At 58.4% G+C, this 21610-nt stretch carries 18 protein-coding genes; 8 read left to right on the top strand and 10 right to left on the bottom strand.

Annotation, left to right across the window (positions count from 1 at the left end):
- Positions 1–46 precede the first annotated feature (46 nt).
- From CXU21_RS06825 to queG, 6 genes are all read right to left on the bottom strand, one after another.
- Positions 47–961: a hypothetical protein gene (locus tag CXU21_RS06825; RefSeq protein ID WP_102711940.1), complete on the bottom strand. Its 915-nt coding sequence runs from the start codon at positions 959–961 to the stop codon at positions 47–49.
- A gap of 124 nt (positions 962–1085) precedes the next feature.
- Positions 1086–1853 carry an HAD family hydrolase gene (locus CXU21_RS06820; protein WP_180972699.1) on the bottom strand — a complete coding sequence of 256 codons (768 nt, stop codon included), beginning with the start codon at positions 1851–1853 and terminating at the stop codon, positions 1086–1088.
- A gap of 175 nt (positions 1854–2028) precedes the next feature.
- Entirely contained in the window at positions 2029–2640 is a 612-nt protein-coding gene (gene rpsD, locus CXU21_RS06815) for a 30S ribosomal protein S4 (protein WP_102711944.1), read from the bottom strand.
- A 32-nt stretch (positions 2641–2672) separates the two neighbouring features.
- Positions 2673–3233, bottom strand: a complete 561-nt coding sequence (gene rpsK / locus CXU21_RS06810; RefSeq protein WP_102725534.1) for a 30S ribosomal protein S11 — start codon at positions 3231–3233, stop codon at positions 2673–2675.
- A 34-nt stretch (positions 3234–3267) separates the two neighbouring features.
- Entirely contained in the window at positions 3268–3645 is a 378-nt protein-coding gene (gene rpsM, locus CXU21_RS06805) for a 30S ribosomal protein S13 (RefSeq protein ID WP_102711948.1), read from the bottom strand.
- Positions 3646–3763: 118 nt separating this feature from the next.
- Entirely contained in the window at positions 3764–4873 is a 1110-nt protein-coding gene (queG, locus tag CXU21_RS06800) for a tRNA epoxyqueuosine(34) reductase QueG (protein WP_180972698.1), read from the bottom strand.
- Between the two features lie 53 nt (positions 4874–4926).
- Between queG and CXU21_RS06795 the strand changes: the two genes are divergently transcribed.
- Genes CXU21_RS06795 through dprA form a run of 3 tightly spaced genes read left to right on the top strand, consistent with a single transcriptional unit; the run spans position 4927 to position 8083 of the window.
- Positions 4927–5850, top strand: coding sequence for a mitochondrial fission ELM1 family protein (locus CXU21_RS06795; RefSeq protein WP_102711952.1), 924 nt, complete (start codon positions 4927–4929; stop codon positions 5848–5850).
- Positions 5847–6959 carry a glycosyltransferase family 4 protein gene (locus CXU21_RS06790; protein WP_180972697.1) on the top strand — a complete coding sequence of 371 codons (1113 nt, stop codon included), beginning with the start codon at positions 5847–5849 and terminating at the stop codon, positions 6957–6959. The genes CXU21_RS06795 and CXU21_RS06790 overlap by 4 nt, the downstream gene beginning before the upstream one ends.
- The gene (gene dprA / locus CXU21_RS06785; RefSeq protein ID WP_102725531.1) at positions 6956–8083 is read left to right on the top strand and encodes a DNA-processing protein DprA; all 1128 of its coding nucleotides are present in this window, start codon (positions 6956–6958) and stop codon (positions 8081–8083) included. Before CXU21_RS06790 ends, dprA begins: the two co-directional genes overlap by 4 nt.
- 67 nt (positions 8084–8150) lie before the next feature.
- On the opposite strand, the gene CXU21_RS06780 is transcribed toward dprA, so the two are convergent.
- A complete protein-coding gene (locus CXU21_RS06780; protein ID WP_180972696.1) occupies positions 8151–8768 on the bottom strand; it encodes a hypothetical protein in 618 nt (205 codons plus the stop codon).
- A 554-nt stretch (positions 8769–9322) separates the two neighbouring features.
- On the opposite strand from CXU21_RS06780, the gene CXU21_RS06775 reads away from it, so the two are divergent.
- From CXU21_RS06775 to gcvP, 5 genes are all read left to right on the top strand, one after another.
- Complete coding sequence (locus CXU21_RS06775; RefSeq protein WP_102711960.1) at positions 9323–10246, top strand: D-alanyl-D-alanine carboxypeptidase family protein; 924 nt, start codon at positions 9323–9325, stop codon at positions 10244–10246.
- Between the two features lie 58 nt (positions 10247–10304).
- Entirely contained in the window at positions 10305–11426 is a 1122-nt protein-coding gene (gene ychF / locus CXU21_RS06770) for a redox-regulated ATPase YchF (protein WP_102711962.1), read from the top strand.
- A 75-nt stretch (positions 11427–11501) separates the two neighbouring features.
- A complete protein-coding gene (gcvT, locus tag CXU21_RS06765) occupies positions 11502–12587 on the top strand; it encodes a glycine cleavage system aminomethyltransferase GcvT (RefSeq protein ID WP_102711964.1) in 1086 nt (361 codons plus the stop codon).
- A 70-nt stretch (positions 12588–12657) separates the two neighbouring features.
- Entirely contained in the window at positions 12658–13038 is a 381-nt protein-coding gene (gene gcvH / locus CXU21_RS06760) for a glycine cleavage system protein GcvH (protein ID WP_102711966.1), read from the top strand.
- A gap of 94 nt (positions 13039–13132) precedes the next feature.
- A complete protein-coding gene (gcvP, locus tag CXU21_RS06755) occupies positions 13133–15979 on the top strand; it encodes an aminomethyl-transferring glycine dehydrogenase (protein WP_102725529.1) in 2847 nt (948 codons plus the stop codon).
- Positions 15980–16263: 284 nt separating this feature from the next.
- On the opposite strand, the gene CXU21_RS06750 is transcribed toward gcvP, so the two are convergent.
- The 3 genes from CXU21_RS06750 to CXU21_RS06740 form a co-directional block, all read right to left on the bottom strand.
- On the bottom strand, positions 16264–16893 hold the full coding sequence (locus tag CXU21_RS06750; protein ID WP_102725528.1) for a DUF805 domain-containing protein: 630 nt from the start codon (positions 16891–16893) through the stop codon (positions 16264–16266).
- 9 nt (positions 16894–16902) lie between these two features.
- On the bottom strand, positions 16903–19062 hold the full coding sequence (locus tag CXU21_RS06745) for a sulfatase-like hydrolase/transferase (protein WP_102725527.1): 2160 nt from the start codon (positions 19060–19062) through the stop codon (positions 16903–16905).
- 555 nt (positions 19063–19617) lie between these two features.
- Entirely contained in the window at positions 19618–21423 is a 1806-nt protein-coding gene (locus tag CXU21_RS06740; RefSeq protein ID WP_146016997.1) for a DEAD/DEAH box helicase, read from the bottom strand.
- Between the last annotated feature and the right edge of the window lie 187 nt (positions 21424–21610).

The raw sequence follows: 21610 nt of genomic DNA, 5'->3' as shown, positions 1-21610 counted from the left end.
TTGCTCCGCCGCTCCTGAAACATGATTCAATCGTAAGCCGGATGGCTTAGAAAGAGTAAACGAGGTTGGCACCAGCCACCACGCCGAAGTTCTTGTAGGGCTTGCTGCCTTCCACGAACTGCTTGTTAGCCTTCAGGGCGCCGTTGCCGGCCCAGTTGAAGCTGACGAAGGGAACGACGGCCAGGTTTTGCACACCCAGCTTGACAGGCATTTCAACCTTCACCCACCAAGCCTGTGAGCCATTGGCCATGAAAGCGGACTTGCTGTCAAAGTAACCGGCAGTAGCAGACATGCCGCCCGTGATCATGATGTCCGTGGCGGGGCAGATGGAGGCCTTCCAACCCACATACGGCTGGAACCACCATCCGGTCATGCCCTGGAAGCCATAGCTCGTGGTCACACCGGCGAACCAGCTGTTGCACAGGTCATAGTTCAGGTTCAGATAGAATTCCTGGGCTACGGAATGAGCGTGACGCTGGCCAACGGTGCCGTTGGCAAGAACGTTGCTGTAGTCATACTTGGCGAAGTTGCCGAGCAGGCCGCCATGAATCAGATTCCAGCCAAGGGTAGTGGACAGATTCTTCAGCAGACCGTCCTGGTTCTTCCAGCCAAGGTTGAAATTGGTTTCATTGTGGAACGCAATATCCTTGTTGCCAAGCAGCTCGTGACCGGAGGTCAGGGAGGTGTAGGAAGCAGCGCCGACAATGGAGTTGGCGTCGCTCAGCTTGTAATTCAGGTTTACACCGGCAGGGATAACACTATCCCCTCCCACCAAGGCGTGGGAAGCCACGATGCCGCGGCTGGTGTAATTGGAAGCGTAACCGGCATAGATATCGCCGGACCACGGACTGACAGTCGCCACCGGAGTGGGAGTAACAACCGTAACGGGAGTCCCCGCAAAAGCAGCGCCGGCAAAAGATGCCACAGCCGCTGCCACAGTGATGATGTTCTTGGTTTGCATGACTATTACTTGGTTAGGGTATTAATTGTTGATTTGCTAACAAGGAAAGAAAAATACCTTTTCCCCCTTGTTAAGAAAAGTGAAACATTTCCGTCACAAATGTAAAGCCTTTTCTCCCACATGTTTAGCTATCAACTCTATTACAATCACTTATATTATTCATCCCTATGACAAAAAGAAAGATTTTCCATATCTTGTCACACTTCCCATTCCATGGAGTAGGAGGATAAAGACATTCCGCCTCGGCCAGCCGCGCGTCTTCCTTCAGGGAAAGGGACGGATTCACCAGCACGCGCCGCCCGCAGGAAAGCAGCATGGGCATATCCGCGGAACTGTCGCTGTAGGCGGTGGAGTTTTGCAGCACACCGTGCTCCGGCAGAACGCCCTGCGCACGCAAACGCTCCACCTTCACGCATCCCTTGTTGTTGCCGGCAGGTAATTCCGGCATCGCCGGCATGCGGCTCTCCAGCAGAACATCCGTTCCCAGAACGCCGTCAAATCCCAGCAAATCCCCCAGGGGTTCCGCATAAAACGTGGGGGAGGCGGAAACCATGAGGCACAGGTCTCCATTCCTCTGATGTTCTTGCAGCCGTTCCTTCAATTCAGGATAAATCCATTCCTGCGCCAGAAGCCCGAACTCTTTTCCATACCGCGCCACCGTTTCCGCGGGCAGGCCCCACAGGTAAATGAGGTAAGCCCGCTTCATCCGGTTTTCATCCCATATTCCCAGGATGTAAAGAGGGATACAGGCCAGGAAAAGCAACACCAGCAGACGCCGCCATGGATGGCGCCTCACCACGAAACAGGAAAAAACATACTGCGTATCCCACGGCAGCAGCGTTCCGTCCATATCAAAGAGGGCCACGCCCCTCCCGTTCAAATCATCCGTCATGCCGTCCATCCTATACCCCCCGCCCCAAACTCTCAACTCTCAACTCTCAACTCTCAACTCTCAACTCTCAACTCTCAACTCTCAACTCTCAACTCTCAACTCTCCCTTAAACGCCCAAAACCCCGGCCGCCGAAAGGCAACCGGGGTTTTGAAGCAAATCCAGAAGGAGATAAGATTAACGGGAGTAGAATTCCACGATGAGCTGCTCGTTGACGATGGGAGCAATCTCTTCCTTGGAAGGTACACGCGCAACCTTGCCCGTGAGCTTGTCACGGTCGCATTCCAGCCAGTCCGGAACCACCGTGGCCTGGGTCAGGTCAAGGGAACGGGTGGCAAGCTGCTGGGAGGAGGCCTTGCCTCCAACGGCGATCACGTCGCCGGGACGGCAGGAGTAGGAAGCGATGTTCGTTTTCTTGCCATTCACGGTAATATGGCCGTGGGAAACGAGCTGACGGGCGCCAGCGCGGGTGTTGCTGAAACCGAGGCGGTACACAACATTGTCCAGGCGGAGTTCAAGGAGTTGAAGCAGGATGTCGCCGGTAATGCCGCGGCGGCGGGCAGCTTCTGCATAATACTTGCGGAACTGGCCTTCAAGCACACCGTACTGGAAACGCAGCTTCTGCTTTTCTGCAAGCATCACGCCGTAGTCGGACTTCTTCTTGCGGCCGGCGCGCATGCCATGCTGGCCGGGGGGGAAGGGGCGCTTTTCAAGAGCCTTGGTAGAACCGAAAAGAGCAACGCCAAAACGGCGGGACACTTTATCGCGGGGACCGGTATAACGAGCCATGATATATTAGATCTATAGGTAAAAGGATTCAATTAGACGCGGCGGGCCTTCGGAGGACGGCAGCCGTTGTGGGGAATGGGGGTCACGTCCTTGATGGAGGTGATTTCAATACCAATCGTCTGCACGGCACGCACGGCGGATTCACGACCGGAGCCCGGCCCCTTCACGCGCACTTCAACTTCACGCAGGCCGTGGCCCATGGCCTGGCGGCAGGCATCCTGGCATACCACCTGGCCGGCGTAAGCCGTGCTCTTGCGGGAGCCCTTGAAGCCCATCTTGCCGGCGGAGGACCAGCCGATCACGTTGCCGCGCTGGTCGGTCACGGTCACGACGGTGTTGTTGAACGTGGAGGAAACATGAACCACGCCGGAGGAAACGTTCTTGCTGCCCTTGGCCTTCAGGATTTTGGGCTTGTCGTCATCGCCGCCAAGGCCGAGTTCCGCAAAAATGTCCTTGCGGGGTTCAGGCTTCTTGGTGGTTTCTTCAGGAGCGGAAGCAGCGGCGGCCGGAGTTTCAGCGACCGGAGCGGGAGCGGGAGCTGCCGTTTCCACGGGCTGTTCAGCGGTTTCGTTGGTGATTTCTTCGCTAGCCATAGTAAAGCTATATAGTAAAATTCAGGTTGGCGGATTACTTCTTCTTGGCCTGCGCGCCAACAGTCTTCTTCTTGCCTTTACGGGTGCGGGCATTCGTGCGGGTACGCTGTCCACGAACCGGAAGGCCGCGGCGGTGACGCTGACCGCGATAGCAGTTAATGGAAGTCAGACGCTTGAGAATGGATTGCTTTTCACGACGAAGGTCACCTTCAATCAGGATGCCGTCGGTGGTGATCACTTGAACAATCTTCGTGAGTTGTTCGTCGGTAAGCTGTCCCGTACGAATGTCGGGATTGATGCCTGCTTGTTCCAGGATTCTCTTAGAAGTCGAGCTACCGATTCCGTAAATATACGGAAGGGAAGCCTCGATGCGCTTCTCGTTGGGTATTTCTGTACCGAAAAGGCGTGCCATAATGGATTGGATTTGCTAGCTGTTATTTTTCTCTGCCTCGCGCAGAGCTATTGCTTGGGGCAAGATGGATACCATAAATTGAGGTTTTGACAAGAGCAAAACATCATTTTTTCTATTTTTAATCTCTTGCGGCGCTTGGTCCTGCACCGGGCCCATGGCGGCGGAGGATGCGCTCCACGGCCCAGGAGGCATGTTCCGCCACCAGGGAAGACTCCCCGGAAAGCGCCTTTAAAAAATCAATGTCCTCCGGCGTCCCGGTATTCCCCAGGACAATGCATCCGTTGCGCAGCAGCCCCTCCCTCCTGATTCTTTTCATGGGGGAATTCCGGAACAGGGCAGCAAAACCACTGGCATCCAGAGAAAGCAGATCGCGCAGAGGTACGGAGGCCAGGTACCGGGACATGCGGAACCGTTCATCCGCATCCGGCAGGGGCTTTCCGTTCCAGGGGCAGACCGTCACGCAGGTATCGCACCCGTACAGGCGCGAGCCTATCAGGGGGCGTATTTCCTCCGGAATGGAACCCCGGTGTTCAATCGTCCAGTAGGAGAGACACCTCCCGGCATCCACCTGCCCGTTTTCCATGATCGCGCCCGCAGGGCACAGGTCCGCGCAGCGGCGGCAGCTTCCGCATCCGTGGGAGACCGGAGCGTCCGGCTCCAGTTCCAGCGTGGTCAGCACGGTGGCGATAAAAAAACGGGAGCCGCCCTTCCTGCGCACGATCAGGCCGCTTCTCCCGCGCCACCCCACTCCGCAAGCCTCCGCGTGGTCCCGTTCCATGACCGGGCCGGCGTCCACATACCCCTTGTGCTCCCCTCCGTAAATGGAAAGCAGTTCCAGCAAGTCCGCCAGCTTCTCTTCCAGAATGCCGTGGTAATCCTTTCCGTGCGCGTACAGGCAGATGCTTCCCTGCTCTTCCGGCCGCTCCCGGGAACTGTCGTAATCATAGGACAGGCAAATGACGGAACGGCAGCCGGAAAGGACTTCCGCGGGATCCACGCGCCTCTCCGGGGAACGCGCCATCCATTCCATTCCCGCGTGCCACCCGCGTTCCAGCCACTGGAATAATTTTTCCGCATGCGGACTCTTTCCGGCCCGGGCCACGCGGCAGCCGGAAAACCCCAGCAGCCGGGATACGGCGCACAGGGAATCTTTAATCACAGCGGGATCCGGCGTCAGCACGCCCGCATCATGGACAAGAGCGCCCCTTCCACCAAGAATTTTCTTCACTCCGGTGGAAATTGGATTGCCTGCACACTTCCTCCGTCTCATAATAAACCTATATGAACATCCGGATTCTGAGCGATGGGAAACAGGGCCACCTCAACCAGTCCCTGGGGCTGGCCCAGGCCCTGATCGCCAAGGCGGGGGGCACCGTGGAGACGGTGGACCTGCAAGGACTTTCCCTCCTGGGGAAAATCCGGAAGACCGTCTCCGGAAGCGACACGCCGCGGCCGGACCTGTTCATCTCCGCCGGGCATGGCACGCATATCCCGCTCATCTGCGCACGCCACCATTTCAAGACCCGGGCCGTCCTGTGCATGAAACCCACGCTCCCCTGCACCTTTTTTGACCTCTGCCTCATTCCGCGCCATGACCTGCGCCCCGCACGCGACTATACGGACACGGGCATCTTCCCCACCCGGGGAGCGCTCCATCCCATGAGGCCGGACCCTTCCATCCCGAAGGACATTACGCTGATCCTCATCGGAGGGCCAAGCAAAGACTTTGACTGGGATGACGAAGCCATGCTCAACCAGCTTTCAGACATCAGCATCCGGACACCGGGCAACATCGTGCTGACCACCTCGCGCCGGACTCCGGAGGGCTTTGCAGAAAAAATCCAGACAGCCGTTCCGGAAATCACCGTCGTTCCCGTGGAGGAAACGCAGCCGGGCTGGGTGGCGCGGCATCTGGCGCACGCTTCCGCCACATGGGTCAGCCAGGACAGCGTCTCCATGGTGTATGAAGCGCTGGGCGCAGGCGCTCCCGTAGGCGTCCTGGCCGTTCCGCGCCGCAGCGGCAAACGTAAATCCCGCATCCTCTCCGGCCTGGAAATGCTGGAAAAGGAGGGCCTGGTCACCGGATACCGGGAATGGAAAAAGAACGGCTTTCACCTGGCAACACCCGGCGCCCCCCTCCTGGAGGCGGACCGCGCCGCAGACTACATCATCACCAGATTCTTCCCCCAATACCGCGCCTTATGAAAATAGTGCATCTCGTCCCCTCCATGGAGTCTGGAGGCGTGGAACAAGTCGTCATGGAACTGGGCAGCGGCCTTGCCGCGCGGGGCGCGGAAAACATCGTTGTCTCCGCAGGCGGCCGCCTGGTTCCCCAGCTGGAAAAGGAAGGCTCCCGCCATATCCTGATGCCCATCGGCAAGAAAAGCCTCGCCACCTTTTTCCGCATCGGCGCCCTCCGCGCACTGCTCCAGGCCATCAGGCCGGACATCCTGCACCTCCATTCCCGCGTTCCCGCCTGGGTGGGATACCTGGCATGGAAAAAACTGCCGCCGGAAGACCGCCCCGGCCTCGTCACCAGCGTTCACGGCTTCTACTCCGTCAACAGGTACTCCGCCATCATGAGCCGCGGAGAACGGGTGATTGCCGTATCCAACTGCATCAGGGACTACATCCTCTCCCATTACCCGTCCACCCCTGAAGACCGCATCAGAGTCATCCCCAACGCCATCTCCCCGGAGCAGCACTATCCGGGTTATTCCCCCTCCCGCGAATGGCTCACGGGCTGGTACATGGCCTATCCGGAGCTCAAAGGGAAATTCACCCTGTGCCTGCCGGGCCGCATCACGCGCCTGAAAGGCCAGCTGGACCTGATCCCCGTCATCAGAAAACTTCTGGAACAGGGAATCCCGGCCCACGCCGTCATCGTGGGAGAAACCAAAAAGGGAAAGGAAGAATATAAAAATGAAGTCCTCCGGGAAATTGAACGCGCCGGCGTCTCCCATGCCTTCACGTGGACGGGCCACCGCCAGGACCTGAGGGACATCATTTCCACGTGCTCCGTCACCCTCTCCCTGACCCGGAGTCCGGAGGCCTTCGGCAAATCAACCCTGGAAGCGCTCGCCCTGGGCAGGCCCGTCGCCGGATACGCCCACGGCGGCGTCAAGGAACAGCTGGACGCCTTCCTGCCGGAAGGAAACATCAGCGTGGGGGACACCTCCGCCATGGCCGCCCTGCTGGCCCGGTGGTACGCCCAGCCGCCCCCTCTGCCCCGGCAAATCCCCTCCCCTTATAATATAGAGGATATGATTCAGGCCCATCTTGACGTTTACAAGGAACTGGCATCCCGTTCATGACGCCGCAGGAAGCCGCCATCACCCTGAACCTGATCCCGGGGCTGGGCCCGGTCAGGGTCACGCGCCTCATGCAGGTATTCGCCTCCCCTGAACCGATTCTGGAAGCCCCAGCCTCCATGCTGGCGGAAATTCCCGGCATCGGGCAGCAACTGGCACGCCTCATCTCCTCCTGGCGGAGCATTGCCAACCCATACCGGGAACTGGAACTGGCGGACAAGGCGGGTGCCGCAATTACCACGGTCTTTGACGCCGCCTATCCCGCCGCCCTGCGCTACCTTCCGGACGCGCCCATCGTCCTTTACTCGTGGGGGGCCTGGACTCAGGCGGACTCCGAACGTTCCATCGCCGTCGTAGGCTCCCGGATGGCTACCCACTACGGCAGGCTATGCGCTAAAACCATCTCCCATGACCTGGCGGAAGCCGGAGTAACCGTCATTTCCGGCCTGGCGCGCGGCGTGGATACGGAAGCCCATCTGGGCTCCCTGGATGCAGGGGGCCGCACCATTGCCGTCATCGGCGCAGGCCTCAACAGACTCTACCCCCAGGAAAACAAAAACCTGGCGCGGCGCATCGCGGAAGGCCATGGAGCGGTGGTCTCCGAATTACCCATGGACATGCCCCCATCCCGCACCACCTTTCCCATGCGCAACCGCATCGTGAGCGGCTGGAGCCAGGCCACGCTGGTGGTGGAAGCTTCCGGACGCAGCGGAGCCCTGATCACGGCACGGATGGCAGGTGAACAGGGGCGGGACGTTTTCTGCATTCCCGGCCCGGTTGACCGCCATTCTTCCGACGGCTGTCATGCCCTCATCCGGGACGGAGCCACGCTGGCCACCAACGCCTCCGACATCCTTCACGACATGAAATGGACGGCGCCGGAACAGGGCCTGCCCCTTTTCTCTCCGCACTCTCCTTCTCCTGCCGCACGTCCCGCTGCCCCCACGCCGGAGGAAGAGGAAACCCTCCATGCCATAAGGCTGGGCTTCAATACCATTGACACCCTATGCGCCGCCCTGGGAAAACCGGCATGCGCCATCACTCCGCTGCTGGCCAGAATGCAAGTTACAGGGCAAATCACGCCGGACGCCGGGGGATACTTTTCCATCAACCGCAAGGAACGCTAAACAGAACGCAGTCTGCCACCCTCCGGAGACAGCCTGCGTTAAAATAGCCTGCAAACCGTAAGGTCCCCTACTGCTTGACCTCCTTGCGCACGGCGTCAATCCAGGCGGACACGGTTTCCGCCTGCTCCCACTTGATCGGGGAGGCCACCTTTTCCTTGGATACGGGGTCGGAAATTTCAAAAATTACTCCGTACACAAACTTGATGTCATCCGGATTCCTCTTCTTCTGGAAACGGCCCTCCTGCTGGGCCTTGAAATCTATTTTCTCATAAGACGCCAGGAAAAACGCCAGCATCAGTCCATCCTCCCCCTTGATGGGGGAAACCAGCGGCAGCACCGGGCACTTTACTTCCTTGCCGCGGATAATGGTTTTAACCAGACGGGGCTCCACCTTTTTCAGAAGATCCAGCTTCTTGGCAATGTTTTCCTTGGCAAACGCCTTTTCAAAAACAGCCAGGTTGCTGTAACCATTCTTGTCACGGAAGGGAATCATGATCTCCATGTTGTTTCCCCCATCCGCAAGTTTCACTTCCACGCAAGTTTCCTTCTGCTCCATGGACAAGGAGGACTTGGCTTTGTCCGCACATCTTTTGGTATCAAAACACGGTGTACTGAAGGGAAGAATTTCGGCGCCGGCCACGCAGGCGGCCACTAGAGACAGGAGTATAACGGGAACTTTCATCATGAAGAGAATTTATAGTAGACAATCATAATCACCTATGTTCCGCAATGACTTTTTTCTTTGGTTCCGGGCTCCTTCCGGCATAAAAAACCTTCGGTTCCGGACGCAAGACGAACGCCCTTAAACATCGCAAAACAACCTCCGATCCTGTTCCTAACAATTATTATTCCAGAAATAAAAAGATCAGAAAGGGAAGAAACAACGCCCTTCCGGAAGTCTTCATTCCCCAACACTCAAAACGCACGCAAAAGTTCATAATAACATATTTATATTCAATTATAATTGTAAATGTATCAGAATACTTCCTAAAAAAATTACTGTCCACGGACATATTTTGAACGTCTTTTCACAGGAGAAAGTCTCATTATTTACAAGATCTATCCGACGGGTGGGAAAAGTAACTCAAAATCCGTCCAGGGTGGTTTTTGGTTCCATAGGTAGTTAATAGAGAGAAAAGGCCGCGGATCAAACAACCCGCGGCCTTTTTTTGTCCAATCCCCCTTTCAAATGCGGAGTTTGGGCTTGATGAATGAAACTTCTTACTGTAGCAACAAGACATGCGTTTGTTCGCCCTTCTCGCAGGATTCACCCTTTGCCTGAGCTCAACGAGCTGCCAATCGTATGGGGATTCAAGTGATTACATCCCCCTGGCAACGCCTGTCCCCCCACAGCTTTCCCAGCCCGTTGCCCACGCTCTTCCCCGCCCCGCCAATTTCCCCACGCGCCCGGTGGCCATTCCGCCCAGTGCTCCGCGCACACCGCGCTGCGCCAGCGCCTGCGTCATGGATGCACTCACCGGAAAAGTGCTTTTCTCCCACAACGGCCTCCAGCACCGCCAGGTAGCCAGCACCCAGAAACTGGTAACGGCCATGGTCGTGCTGGAACACGGCAGCCTGGACAGAAAAGTGGTCATCCAGCCTTCCGATACCAAGGCGGACCCCACCAAGCTGGGTTTCCGCGCCGGAGAAGTCTATTCCCGCCGGGAACTTCTCAATGCCCTGATGGTCCGCAGTTTCAATGACGTAGCGGTGGCCCTGGCCCGCGACACGGCCGGCTCCGTCCCCCGTTTTGCCCAACTGATGAACGCCAAGGCCCGCCAGATGGGCATGTATAATTCCCGCTTCGTCAATCCCAACGGCCTTCCCGCAGACCAGTACTCCACTGCTATTGACATGGCCCGCTGCGCCTATTACGTCTACCGCAATCCGGAACTGCGCAGCATCATTTGCAAACGCCAGTACGCCTTTACCCGCGCCAACGGCAAGACGCTTCTCCTGAGGAACACCAACAAGCTGCTTTCCCAGCACTCCTGGGTCACCGGCATGAAAACCGGGTACACGAACGCCGCAGGGCGCTGCCTGGTCTCCTCCGCCGGCTTCAATGGCCGCCATGTCATCGTCGTGGTCCTCGGCTGCCATCCGTCCCGCATCTGGACGGAATCGGAAAACCTGCTCAAATGGGCCCTGGGTGACGCCGCATAGGCACCCGGCGGCAATTGGTATTTGACTTTCACGGCGTGACCCGCTATCAGTCCTGCCTATGTTACAGGCAGGTATTGTAGGTCTCCCCAACGTCGGCAAATCCACCCTCTTCAATGCGGTCACCAGAACCCGCAAGGCCCAGGCGGCCAATTACCCCTTCTGCACCATTGACCCGAATGTGGGCATGGTGACCGTGCCGGACGCACGCCTGCAGGTGCTTTCCGACATGTCCGGCTCTGAAAAGATCATTCCCACGCTCATTGAATTCGTGGACATTGCCGGCCTCGTGAAAGGGGCCTCTGAAGGCGCGGGCCTGGGCAACCAGTTCCTGGCGAATATCCGGGAAGTGGACGCCATCGTGCAAGTGGTCCGCTGTTTTGACAATGACGACATCATCCACGAACTAGGTTCCGTGGATCCCCTGCGCGACATCGAAATCATCAACTCGGAACTCATCCTGGCGGACATCGCCGCCATGGACAAAAGGCTTTCCTCCCGGGAGCGCAAGGCCCGCAGCGGAGACAAGGAAGCCAAGGCGGAGGTAGCCCTCATCACCAAGCTTCTGCCCCACCTGAATGAAGGCAATCCGGCTCTCACCTTTGAAGCGCAGCTGGATGACGACGAACGCAAGCTTCTCCATTCCTTCCAGCTCCTTTCAGACAAAAAGAGCATTTTTGCCTGCAACGTGAATGAAGACGAACTGGCGGACGCCATCAACAACCCGGACGCGCACCCCTACGTCTCCCAGGTGAAGAAATACGTGGCGGAACACCACAATGCGGAAGCCATCGTCATCTCCGCCCGGATTGAGGAAGAGCTCATCGACGTCTCGGAAGAGGAAGCCCGCGAATTCCTGGAATCCCTGGGCGTACAGGACTCCGGCGTTTCCGACCTCATCCGCGCCGTGTACCATCTGCTGGGCCTGCGTACCTACCTCACCACCGGTGTCAAGGAAACGCGCGCCTGGACCATCCCGGCCGGGGCCAAGGCCCCTCAGGCGGCGGGCGTCATCCACACGGATTTTGAACGCGGCTTTATCGCCGCGGAAGTGGTGCATTACGATGACCTGGTATCCTGCGGCGGCAAGGCCGGAGCGCGGGAACACGGCAAGCTGCGCATTGAAGGAAAGGAATATGTCGTCAAGGACGGAGACGTAGTCGAATTCCGCTTCAATGTTTAGCCCAAAGCTTTCCCGGAATTCCATTGACTTTTCGTAATGCAGAGAGCAGATTGCTCATAACCTTCACATCGCCTCATGACTGATTCCGACGTCAAATCCACACCTTTGGCCGCCAAGCACGTTGAACTGGGTGCCAGAATGGTCCCCTTCGCCGGCTGGAACATGCCGGTGCAATACACCGGCATCCTGGACGAACACAAAGCCGTGCGCGAAGCCTGCGGCATCTTTGACATCTCCCACATGGGCCAGTTCACGGTAGCCGGCGCCGCAGCCGCGGCATGGCTGAACTCCATGCTGACCAATGATATCAACAAGCTGGACATCGGCCAGGGGCAATACTCCATCATGCTTAATGAGCAGGCGGGCGTCATTGATGACCTCATCCTGTACCGGATGGAACCGGAAACCTTCTTCGTGGTGGTGAACGCCTCCAAGATTGATGAAGACTTTGCTTGGCTCTCCGCCCACAAACCCGCGGAAGTGGTCCTGGAAAACCACTCCGACGAATATGTGGGCCTGGCCGTCCAGGGTCCCAAATGCGGGGAAGTCTTCGCCCGCGTCATTCCCGGCGTGGAACTTCCTCCCCGCAACGGCATTTCCCGCATCACGGTGGATGGAACGGACCTCATCGTCTGCCGCACCGGCTATACCGGGGAAGACGGTTTTGAATTCTTCTGCCCGGCCGGGGAAGGCGTCAAATGGTTTGAAGCCTTTCTTGACGCAGGAGCCAAGCCCTGCGGGCTGGGCGCACGCGACAGCCTGCGCCTGGAAATGTGCTATCCTCTGAACGGTTCCGACCTCGCTCCGGACAAAACGCCCCTGGAAGCCGGGCTCGGCTTCTTCTGCGCGCTGGATACGGAATTCATCGGCGCCGGCATTCTTCGTGAACAAAAAGCCAATGGCCTCAGCAAGCGCCTGGTGGCTATTGAATACACCGGCAAGGGAGCCCCTCCCCGCGCCCACTATACCGTTCACGTTCCCGGAGGAGAAGCCATCGGAGAACTTACCAGCGGCGTGCTCTCTCCTTCACTGATGAAGGGCATTGCCCTGGCCTACCTGCCTGTCGCCCATGCCAAGGTCGGCACGGAGCTGGAAATTGACGTAAGGGGAAGAAAATTCCCCGCCGTGGTAGTTAAAAAACCCTTTTATAAGAAAGGCTGACACTACTGCGCAGAAATAAACTGACAAACACCGTATTTTACTACACTCTCATCTCAAACAATTACATCTTATGCACGACGTACCAGAAAACCTGCTGTATTCCAAAGACCATGAATGGGTTGAAATTGACGGAGACATCGGCACCATCGGTATTTCAGACCATGCTCAGGCCGAACTCTCCGATGTAGTCTTTGTAGACCTCCCCGAAGTAGGCGCCACCGTTGCCGCCGGCGACCCCGTCGCCGTTGTGGAATCCGTCAAGGCTGCCAGCGACGTATACACTCCCGTTTCCGGTGAGATTCTGGAAGTGAATGAAGAACTCTCCAATGATCCTTCCCTCATCAACTCCGATCCCTACGGCGCAGGCTGGCTGTACAAAATCCGCCTGGACGTCCCCACGGAAACGGAAGACATGATGAACGCCACGGACTACGAGGAATACTGCTCCTGACCCATTCCTTCCTCCCCCCGCCCCGGTGATTCCATCCCGGGGCCTTTTAATTTAACCCGGCCCCACGGCCGGGCCCATACCTGCCAGACACCACATGAAAACCAACTCAGACTTTGCCAGCCGGCACATCGGCCCCCAGGGGGAAGAACGCCGCGAGATGCTCAACGCCCTCGGGTACCAGACGCTTGACGAACTCATTGCGGACATCGTTCCCGCAGACATCCGGATGCAGGCCCTCCTGGACCTGCCCGCGGCCAAATCGGAAACGGACGCCCTGGCGGAACTCCGCGCCATCCTCCGGAAAAACAAACTGCTGAAAACCTTCATCGGCCAGGGGTACTACGGCACCATCACGCCCTCCGTCATTCTGCGCAACGTACTGGAAAATCCCGGCTGGTACACGGCCTACACCCCTTACCAGCCGGAAATCGCCCAGGGCCGCCTGGAAATGCTCATGAACTTCCAGACCATGGTTTCCTCCCTGACGGGGCTTCCGGTGGCAAACGCCTCCCTTCTGGATGAAGGCACCGCGGCGGCTGAAGCCGTCACCATGTGCCGGAACGCCCGGCCCAAGGCAAACACCTTCTTTGTGGCGGACACCTGCCATCCCCAGACCATTAGCGTCATCCGCACCCGCGCCGCCTTCCAGGGCGTCAACATCATGGTGGGGGACTGGACCTCCTTTGACCCTGCATCCATCGGCGCAGACCTGGCCGGAGTGCTTGTCCAATACCCGGATACGCTCGGCCGCATCTGTGACTACACGGACTTTTTCTCCCGCGTGCACGCCGCAGGCGCGCTCTGCGTCGTGGCGGCGGACCTGATGGCCCTCACCGTCATCCGGGAACCCGGCGCCTTCGGCGCTGACATCTGCATCGGCAACACGCAGCGGTTCGGCGTCCCGATGGGCTTCGGAGGCCCCCACGCCGCCTACATGTCCTGCACGGACGCCCTGAAGCGCCGCATGCCCGGACGCCTCATCGGCATGTCCATAGACACCCAGGGACGCCCGGCCTACCGCCTGGCCCTCCAAACGCGGGAACAGCACATCCGCCGTGACAAGGCCACCTCCAACATCTGCACCGCCCAGGTGCTTCTGGCCGTGCTGGCCGCCTTCTACGCCGTATACCACGGGCAGGAAGGCCTCAAGCGCATCGGCACGGAAATCCACCGGAAAGCCAAAAGCCTGTACAAGGCGCTCACGAAAGCCGGCATCACCATTGAAAACAAGGATTTCTTTGACACCCTGCTGCTGACCGTCCCCGGTCAGGCGGACGCCATGGTGCGGAAAGCCCTGGAAGCGGGCTACAACATCCGCAAGGTGGATGCCGACCACGTCACTATTTCCCTGGATGAAACCGCCACCTGCGCAGACGTAGCGGCGCTGGCCTCAGCTCTTGCAGGCACGGAAACTTCTGTTCCCTGCTGCTGCGAGACTCCCGCCTGGGCCCCTGTCCATACCCGCCAGACCCCCTTCTGCACGGAAACGGCCTTCAACTCCTACCACTCCGAGACGGAAATGATGCGCTACATCCGCCGTCTGGAATCCCGTGACCTGGCCCTGAATGAAGCCATGATCCCGCTGGGCTCCTGCACGATGAAGCTGAATGCCGCCTCCGAGATGATCCCCATCACATGGCCGGAAACCAGCTCCCTGCACCCCTTTGTTCCGGAAGACCAGTCGGAAGGCATCCGGGAAATGCTCACCGTCCTGGCTGACCGCCTGGCGAAAATCACATGCTTCGCCGCCGTCTCCCTCCAGCCCAATGCGGGCGCGGCAGGGGAATACGCGGGCCTGCTGGCCATCCGCCGCTACCAGAAGCACGCCGGGGAAGGCCACCGGGACGTGTGCCTCATCCCCACCTCCGCCCATGGAACGAACCCCGCTTCCTCCGCCATGGCCGGACTCAAGGTGGTGCCCGTCAAATGCGACGAAGGCGGCAACATTGACATGGAAGACCTGAAGGTCCAGGCGGAAGCCCACCGGGATAACCTCTCCTGCATCATGGTCACCTACCCCTCCACGCACGGAGTGTATGAACAGACCATCAGGGAACTCTGCGACATCGTCCACGCCAACGGCGGCCAGGTGTACATGGACGGCGCCAACATGAACGCCCAGGTAGGTCTGACCTGCCCCGGCCGCATCGGCGCCGACGTCTGCCACCTGAACCTGCACAAGACCTTTGCCATGCCACACGGCGGCGGCGGTCCCGGCATCGGCCCCATCGGCGTGGCGGAACACCTCGTCCCCTTCCTGCCGGGCCACCTCGTTCTGGGCCATGAAGAAGGAGCCGTGGCCTCCGCCCCATGGGGCAGCGCCTCCATTGCCGCCATCTGCTGGATGTATCTGTCCATGATGGGACCGGAAGGCCTCAAGGAAGCCACGGAAATGGCCATCCTGAACGCCAACTACATCGCCAGAAAGCTCGGCCACCTCTTCCCGGTTCTCTACTCCGGCAACAAGGGACTCGTAGCGCATGAATGCATTCTGGACCCGCGCCAGCTCACCCATGACGCCGGACTCACCGTGGATGACATCGCCAAGCGTCTCATGGACTACGGCTTCCACGGTCCCACCATGTCCTTCCCCGTTCCGGGAACCCTGATGGTGGAACCTACGGAATCTGAACCCAAGGAGGAGCTGGACCGCTTCATTGAAGCCATGGAGCGCATCCATGCGGAAATCATGGCCGTTATCAACGGTACGGCGGACAAGGAAGACAACGTCCTGAAAAACTCCCCCCATACCGCGGAAATGGTCTCCGCCGACGAATGGCGGCACCCCTACTCGCGCAGTGAAGCTGCCTACCCGGTATCCGGCCTGCGCATCCATAAATTCTGGCCGTACGTCGGCCGTGTGGACAACGTGTACGGAGACCGCAACCTGGTCTGCACCTGTGACACGGTGGAAGAATTCGCCAAAGCCGTGGAAGCGTAAACCTGCCTGCAACCTTAACCCGGAAAGGGCTGTCCCATAGGAATGGGACAGCCCTTTTCATTACCGGAAGCCGGGAGATACGCGCAACAGACATACGACCGGCCATCCGTGAATTACCGGAGGAAATCAAGGATTGCCGGTTAACAAGTGAAAAACTCAGTCTGGGAAAATCCGGTGGTAATCCCCTGAACAAGGATCCATACCATTAAAAACCCGTTCATCCTGATCATGTTGGTAATGATGTGCACATGCCGTAAAATCCCCGACTTTCAACCTGCGGGTCTTCAATTCCAGGGCGGCTCCCCATACTTGTTCTCTCCCGGCAGGCTCTCCCCGTAGCACAAATACAGCAACAGCAGCCAGCCTACTACGGGCACGGCCAGCCATATCAGGGAAAGGCCGCTTTTCCCCACATCGTGCAGGCGGCGCACCATCGTAGCCGCCAGGGGGAGAAACAACACGGGAAGCACTACGTAAGCCAGGGGAAAAAACAGCTCCATCATGGGAGACACAGAGAAAAAGCCGCTTTTCACGATGGCCGGCCCCCCTGCCACGGCCAGCCACGCGACGCCCACGATGGAATAAACCTCGCGCATCTCCTGCTTTCCGGCGCGCCCTTCAAAACTGCACCATCCCTTAATGATGCGCATCCAATACTTCTTCCGGGTCCAGGCAGGAATGGCGGGCTCGAACCCCGTTTCAGGCTCCGGCATGGCGGATTCCTCCATATCAGCGTCCATGACGGTCATGGACGGAATGAAGGAAGACAACGGCTGCCAGCCCCCGGCGGGAAGCTTCCTCACCATGGTGCGGTTGGACAGGCGCCCGTGATTGCGGGCCTGGATCAGAAGCACCAGGGAAACGGGCCCCTTGGAGGAACCGTCGATCGCCTGGTACTCGTAAAGATCGCTCATCTGAGGCTCTTACTTGCCTGCGCTGTCATGGCTGAACGCAGATGCCGGAATCTCCTGCTTGGGCAGGCCGGGACCTTCCCACTTCAAGACCAGCTTGGAGGCGGGGCCAGCATTACCTACATAGCTGATGCGGATGGGATGCAGCCCGGCCTTCAAATAAACGGGGTTCTTCCGGTCGCCCAGATCGGAGGAAACTTCAGTGCCCGGCTCGTAAGTCTTGTCCGCGTCAATCAGCTCCATGCCGTGCAGGCGGACAAAGGCCTTGCTTCCCTTGTTCGCGTCCGTGGACAGGTAAAAAGTATACTCCCCGTCAGCGGGAATCTTCACCAACCCCGTCAGCTCCACTCCGCGCTTCCGGGGACCGTTCATCTTGACGGACGGTGACGGAGCCACGCCGTGCGCGGCAGGCTGCTTCTTCATCTGGCGGAAATCCGGGACCCACGGGAACTCACCTTCATAAACGGACCACTTCAAGCCGGGAGAGGCGGCGCCCTTCACTTCCACTGCCGGAACCAGCTCCGTATCAAACACCGTCTTGGCAGGAAGGAAGGTACGGCGGTTGGACAGGGCGGCGGCCTTCATGCGGGCCTGGAGCTCCGGCCTGGAGGAAGCCAGGTCCTTGCTTTCCTGCGGGTCATTCAGGGTGTCAAAAATCATGAAATCCTTATCCGCATCCTTCACGCCCATGCGCAAGCCTTTCAGGCCGTCCACAAAGACAATCTGCTGCTGGCCCCGTTCCGCTCCCTTGTGTTCTCCCAGGAAATCCTTGTAACCAGGTGTTTTGCCGGCAACATTATATTCGGAATAAATAATTCCCGGCTTCTGCTGGTCCGCATGGCCTGTCAGCGTCGGAAGCAGGGAAACGCCGTCGCTGCGGGCGGGAACCGGCACTCCGGCGGCATCCGCCAGGGTAGCCAGCCAGTCATGGAACTGGCCAGGCTGCAGGCTGATCTGCCCCTTGGGAATGCGGGCGGGCCAGCGTACCAGCGCGGGAACGCGCATGCCGCCCTCCCAGCAGTCGCGCTTGATGCCGTCCATCATGCCGTAACTCTTGAAAAACTGCGGATTCTGCGCTCCGTGCCTGTGCTTGGGATCGGCGCCTCCCTCATTATGGGGGCCGTTGTCAGACGTAAAGACGATCATCGTATCATTGTCGATCTTCAAATCCTTGAGCAGATGGATCAAATCCGCCACGGCATCATCCACGCGGCGGATCATCGTGGAATGCCGTTTGGCCACCTCATTCGGGAAGCGGGCGTTGTCCGGATGAATATAAGTATCCTTGTCCTTTTCCGCCTTGACGTCAAAAGCCGTATTTACGGATTCCGTGCCGTTCTTCTTCACCCACTGCAGGCCGCCCTTCAAACCGCCGCCGGCAGGATAGGGCGTTCCGGGAACCACCAGGTTGCCGTGAGGGGCCGGAAAAGCCAGGTACAGGAAAAACGGCTTGCCGGTCTTGCGGGCGGACTTGCGCTGGTCCACAATCCACTGCTTGGCGCGGGCGGCGAATAAATCCGTGGAATAAGCGGTCTGCGGAACCTGGTCCTTGATATTCTTCCATTCGGGATTGGAAGCGTAACCGTTATACTCGAAAATGTCACGGGACTCGGAAGGGTAATGGAAATGCCCGGCCAGATGGTCCAGGATTCCGTAAAAATAATTGAAGCCGCGCTGGTGGGGGCCGCCCGTCACCGGGCCGTGGCTTTCCCCGCCGCCGCCCACGCCCCACTTGCCGATGGCGGCGGTATCATATCCGGCATCACGCATCACGGTTCCCAGCGTATGGGAATCTTCAATGGGATAGTCAAAGCGGTTGTTCCTCACCACGCGGGAATGCCCCTGGTGCACCCCCAGCAGCAGGGAGGCGCGCGCCGGAGCGCAGACCGGAGCGGCGGAATAATGCCGGCGCAGCTGAATCCCCTCCCGCGCCATGGCAGACAGGGCCGGAGTCTTGAACTCGTTCTTCCTGTCTACCGTCCGGCCGTTTAATTTCTGCTGGCTCCAGTTGGAATCCAGATCCCCCCAGCCCATGTCATCCACCAGAATGAAAATAACATTGGGCCGCGCGGCTTTCTCCGCGTTGGCGGAAGTTTTTACGGGTTTCCCCGGAGCTGCCATGCAGGGAACGGCAGCGGTTAACAAAACGGTTAGAAAGGACAACAGCTTCATCTTAAAAAGGAAATATGATATGAAAGATAAACGTTAAAGATTTAGTCCATCTTACAGAAAACCGGCCCACTCTCAAGAGAATTAAACGAAACATCACCATTGGCAGTTGATTATCAATAGCTATAACCCTATTAAAGGACTCCGGCACGCTGCCGGACAACCTAAGGGTCTATCCATCATCTGCCAAAGCGGCTCTTGGCATCCGGAAGACGATGAAGCTCCGGAAAGCATATCCACTTATGACTCCGTTAAAAAATACATGGAACCCTGCTTGATTCCAGCTTCCCAAGGATATCCTCCTGAATTTCTCCTTCTTTCCTGAACGCACCAACCGTCCCATACGGCGCGCCTGTGCCTATACGGCAATATTCCCTATTCCGTCAGGAAATAGAAGACTTCCCGGTTTGACCTTAAAGCTGAAAGTTATGCAGCAGAGAAAAAGAAATTCAAGGGCCAGGGTTTCTCCTGGCTCATTTTCCCGCAGCCGCAGAAGAATCCTGTTTCCCTTTAAAAGACCAGGAAACAGTTCTCCTGCCCGTCAGCCCGGAAAAACGGTTAAAATCTTTTCTTCCGGTCATCCCTCCGGAAACGGTCATTCCGGCGGTCGCCCCGGTCATCGCGGTAGCCGCCACGGCTGCCCCTGAATCCACCGCGGTCCCGGTCTCCACGGTAGCCTCCGCGGAATCCGCCGCTGCGGCGGGGCGGACGCGGTCCGTCGGAATATTCCGGCGTGCCCTTGTCCTCGCGCACATTAACCTCATACCCGCAGACGGTGGCGTTAGCCAGGGCATCCAGAAGCTGGGGAGCCACGGAAGCGTCCACTTCAATAAGGGAGTGCTTGGGGAAAATCCTGATGTCTCCCACGGCGCCCTTTTCCATTTCCACCGTATTGTAGAACAGTCCGGCGATGTCCTTGGGCCTCAGGCCGATCATCCGGCCGCCGTTCATGAACAGCGTGACCGTATCACCATTATGCTGCCAGGAATCACCCTTCTGCGGGCTTTCCGTTTCTTCTCCGGGCTGGACTACATGGCGGGATTTGCGGGCCGGCTTGTCTTCCGGAATGGGCTGCACTTCCCGGTGGGTGCGTTCCCGGAGCAAATCAAACAGGGCGGCGGCCAGGGCTTCAGGGGCTGCCTCCACATCCTTCAGTTCTTCCGGCAGCACGGCATCCGGCTTGAGGCGTTCCAGAATGTCATCCACCAGGGATTCCGTCCGGAGCTGGTCCACCTGCACGGCGGTAAGCACGGGTTCCGGAGTCAGCTTGACGCCGATAAAGCGTTCAATGCGGCTCATCAGGGAAAAATCGCGGCGGCCTACAAACGTGATGGCCTTCCCCTTGCGCCCGGCGCGCGCCGTGCGGCCGATGCGGTGCACGTAATCCTCCGGATCACGGGGCAGTTCAAAGTTAACCACGGCATCCACATCATCCACGTCCAGACCGCGGGCGGCAATATCCGTGGCTACCAGCAGGCGCAGGCTGCCCTTGCGGAAGGAGTCCATCACGCGTTCCCGCATGATTTGCGGCATATCCCCGTGAAGGCGGTCCACGGGATATCCCCTGGCCGTCAGGCCGTCCACAATGTCATCCACCACTTTCTTGGTATTGGCAAAGACCAGGCCCATCTTGATCTTTCCGGTATCCAGCAGGCGGCTGAGCACCTCAATCCGGGAAGAAAACACCACCTCATAATAAGACTGTTCAATGGTGGGCACCGTCAGCGTGGGCCGCTCAATGGTGATCTGGACGGGGTCCTTCATAAACCGGCTCACCAGGCGGTTGATTTCCGGAGACATGGTAGCGGAGAAAAACAGGGTCTGCTTCGTCTCCGGCATAAACTCAGCAATACGCTCAATATCTTCCAGAAATCCCATATCCAGCATCTCGTCCGCTTCATCCAGAATCAGCATGCGGAGATTGTCCAGCTTCAGCGCTCCGGATTCCATCAGGTCCATGACGCGGCCTGGCGTTCCCACCACGAACTGCACGCCGCGGCGCAGGGCGTCAAGCTGGGGACGGAAGGAGGACCCTCCGTAAATGGGCACTGCGGAAACGCCGTCCATGAACAGCGCCAGCTTATCCACTTCCCGGCAAATCTGGACGGCCAGTTCCCGCGTGGGGCACAGGGCCAGCACCTGGACGCTGCGTTCATCCGGATCAATGCATTCCAGGGCCGGAATGGCAAAGGCAAGGGTCTTGCCGGACCCCGTATGGGACAGACCAACGATATCGGACCCTCCGATGGCGGCGGGAATCGCCTGTTCCTGAATGGCGGAAGGAGTATCGAAGCCGAGCACTTCAACGGCTTCCAGAATCTCCGGCGAAATGCCAAGCGTCGAAAAAGAAGATGTTTGAGTCATGGGGGAAAAATGATCTGTCAGAGTCACGGGAGAAGCTGAACATTATTCACACCTGTGTCCAGCCAAAAGAACGGAAAATACCGTGGGATGCCACGATTTCCGCAGGGCCGCCAGTGCAGGAAAAAACGCCTTCCCCCCTGCTTCTGGTCTTTACATTCACACACGGGGTTGCAACTTGCGGGAGCAT

This window comes from Akkermansia muciniphila, assembly GCF_002884975.1.
Taxonomy (GTDB): Bacteria; Verrucomicrobiota; Verrucomicrobiia; order Verrucomicrobiales; family Akkermansiaceae; genus Akkermansia; species Akkermansia muciniphila_C.
Note: the sequence above shows the minus strand (reverse complement) of the source record. Positions and strands in the feature narration are given on the sequence as shown.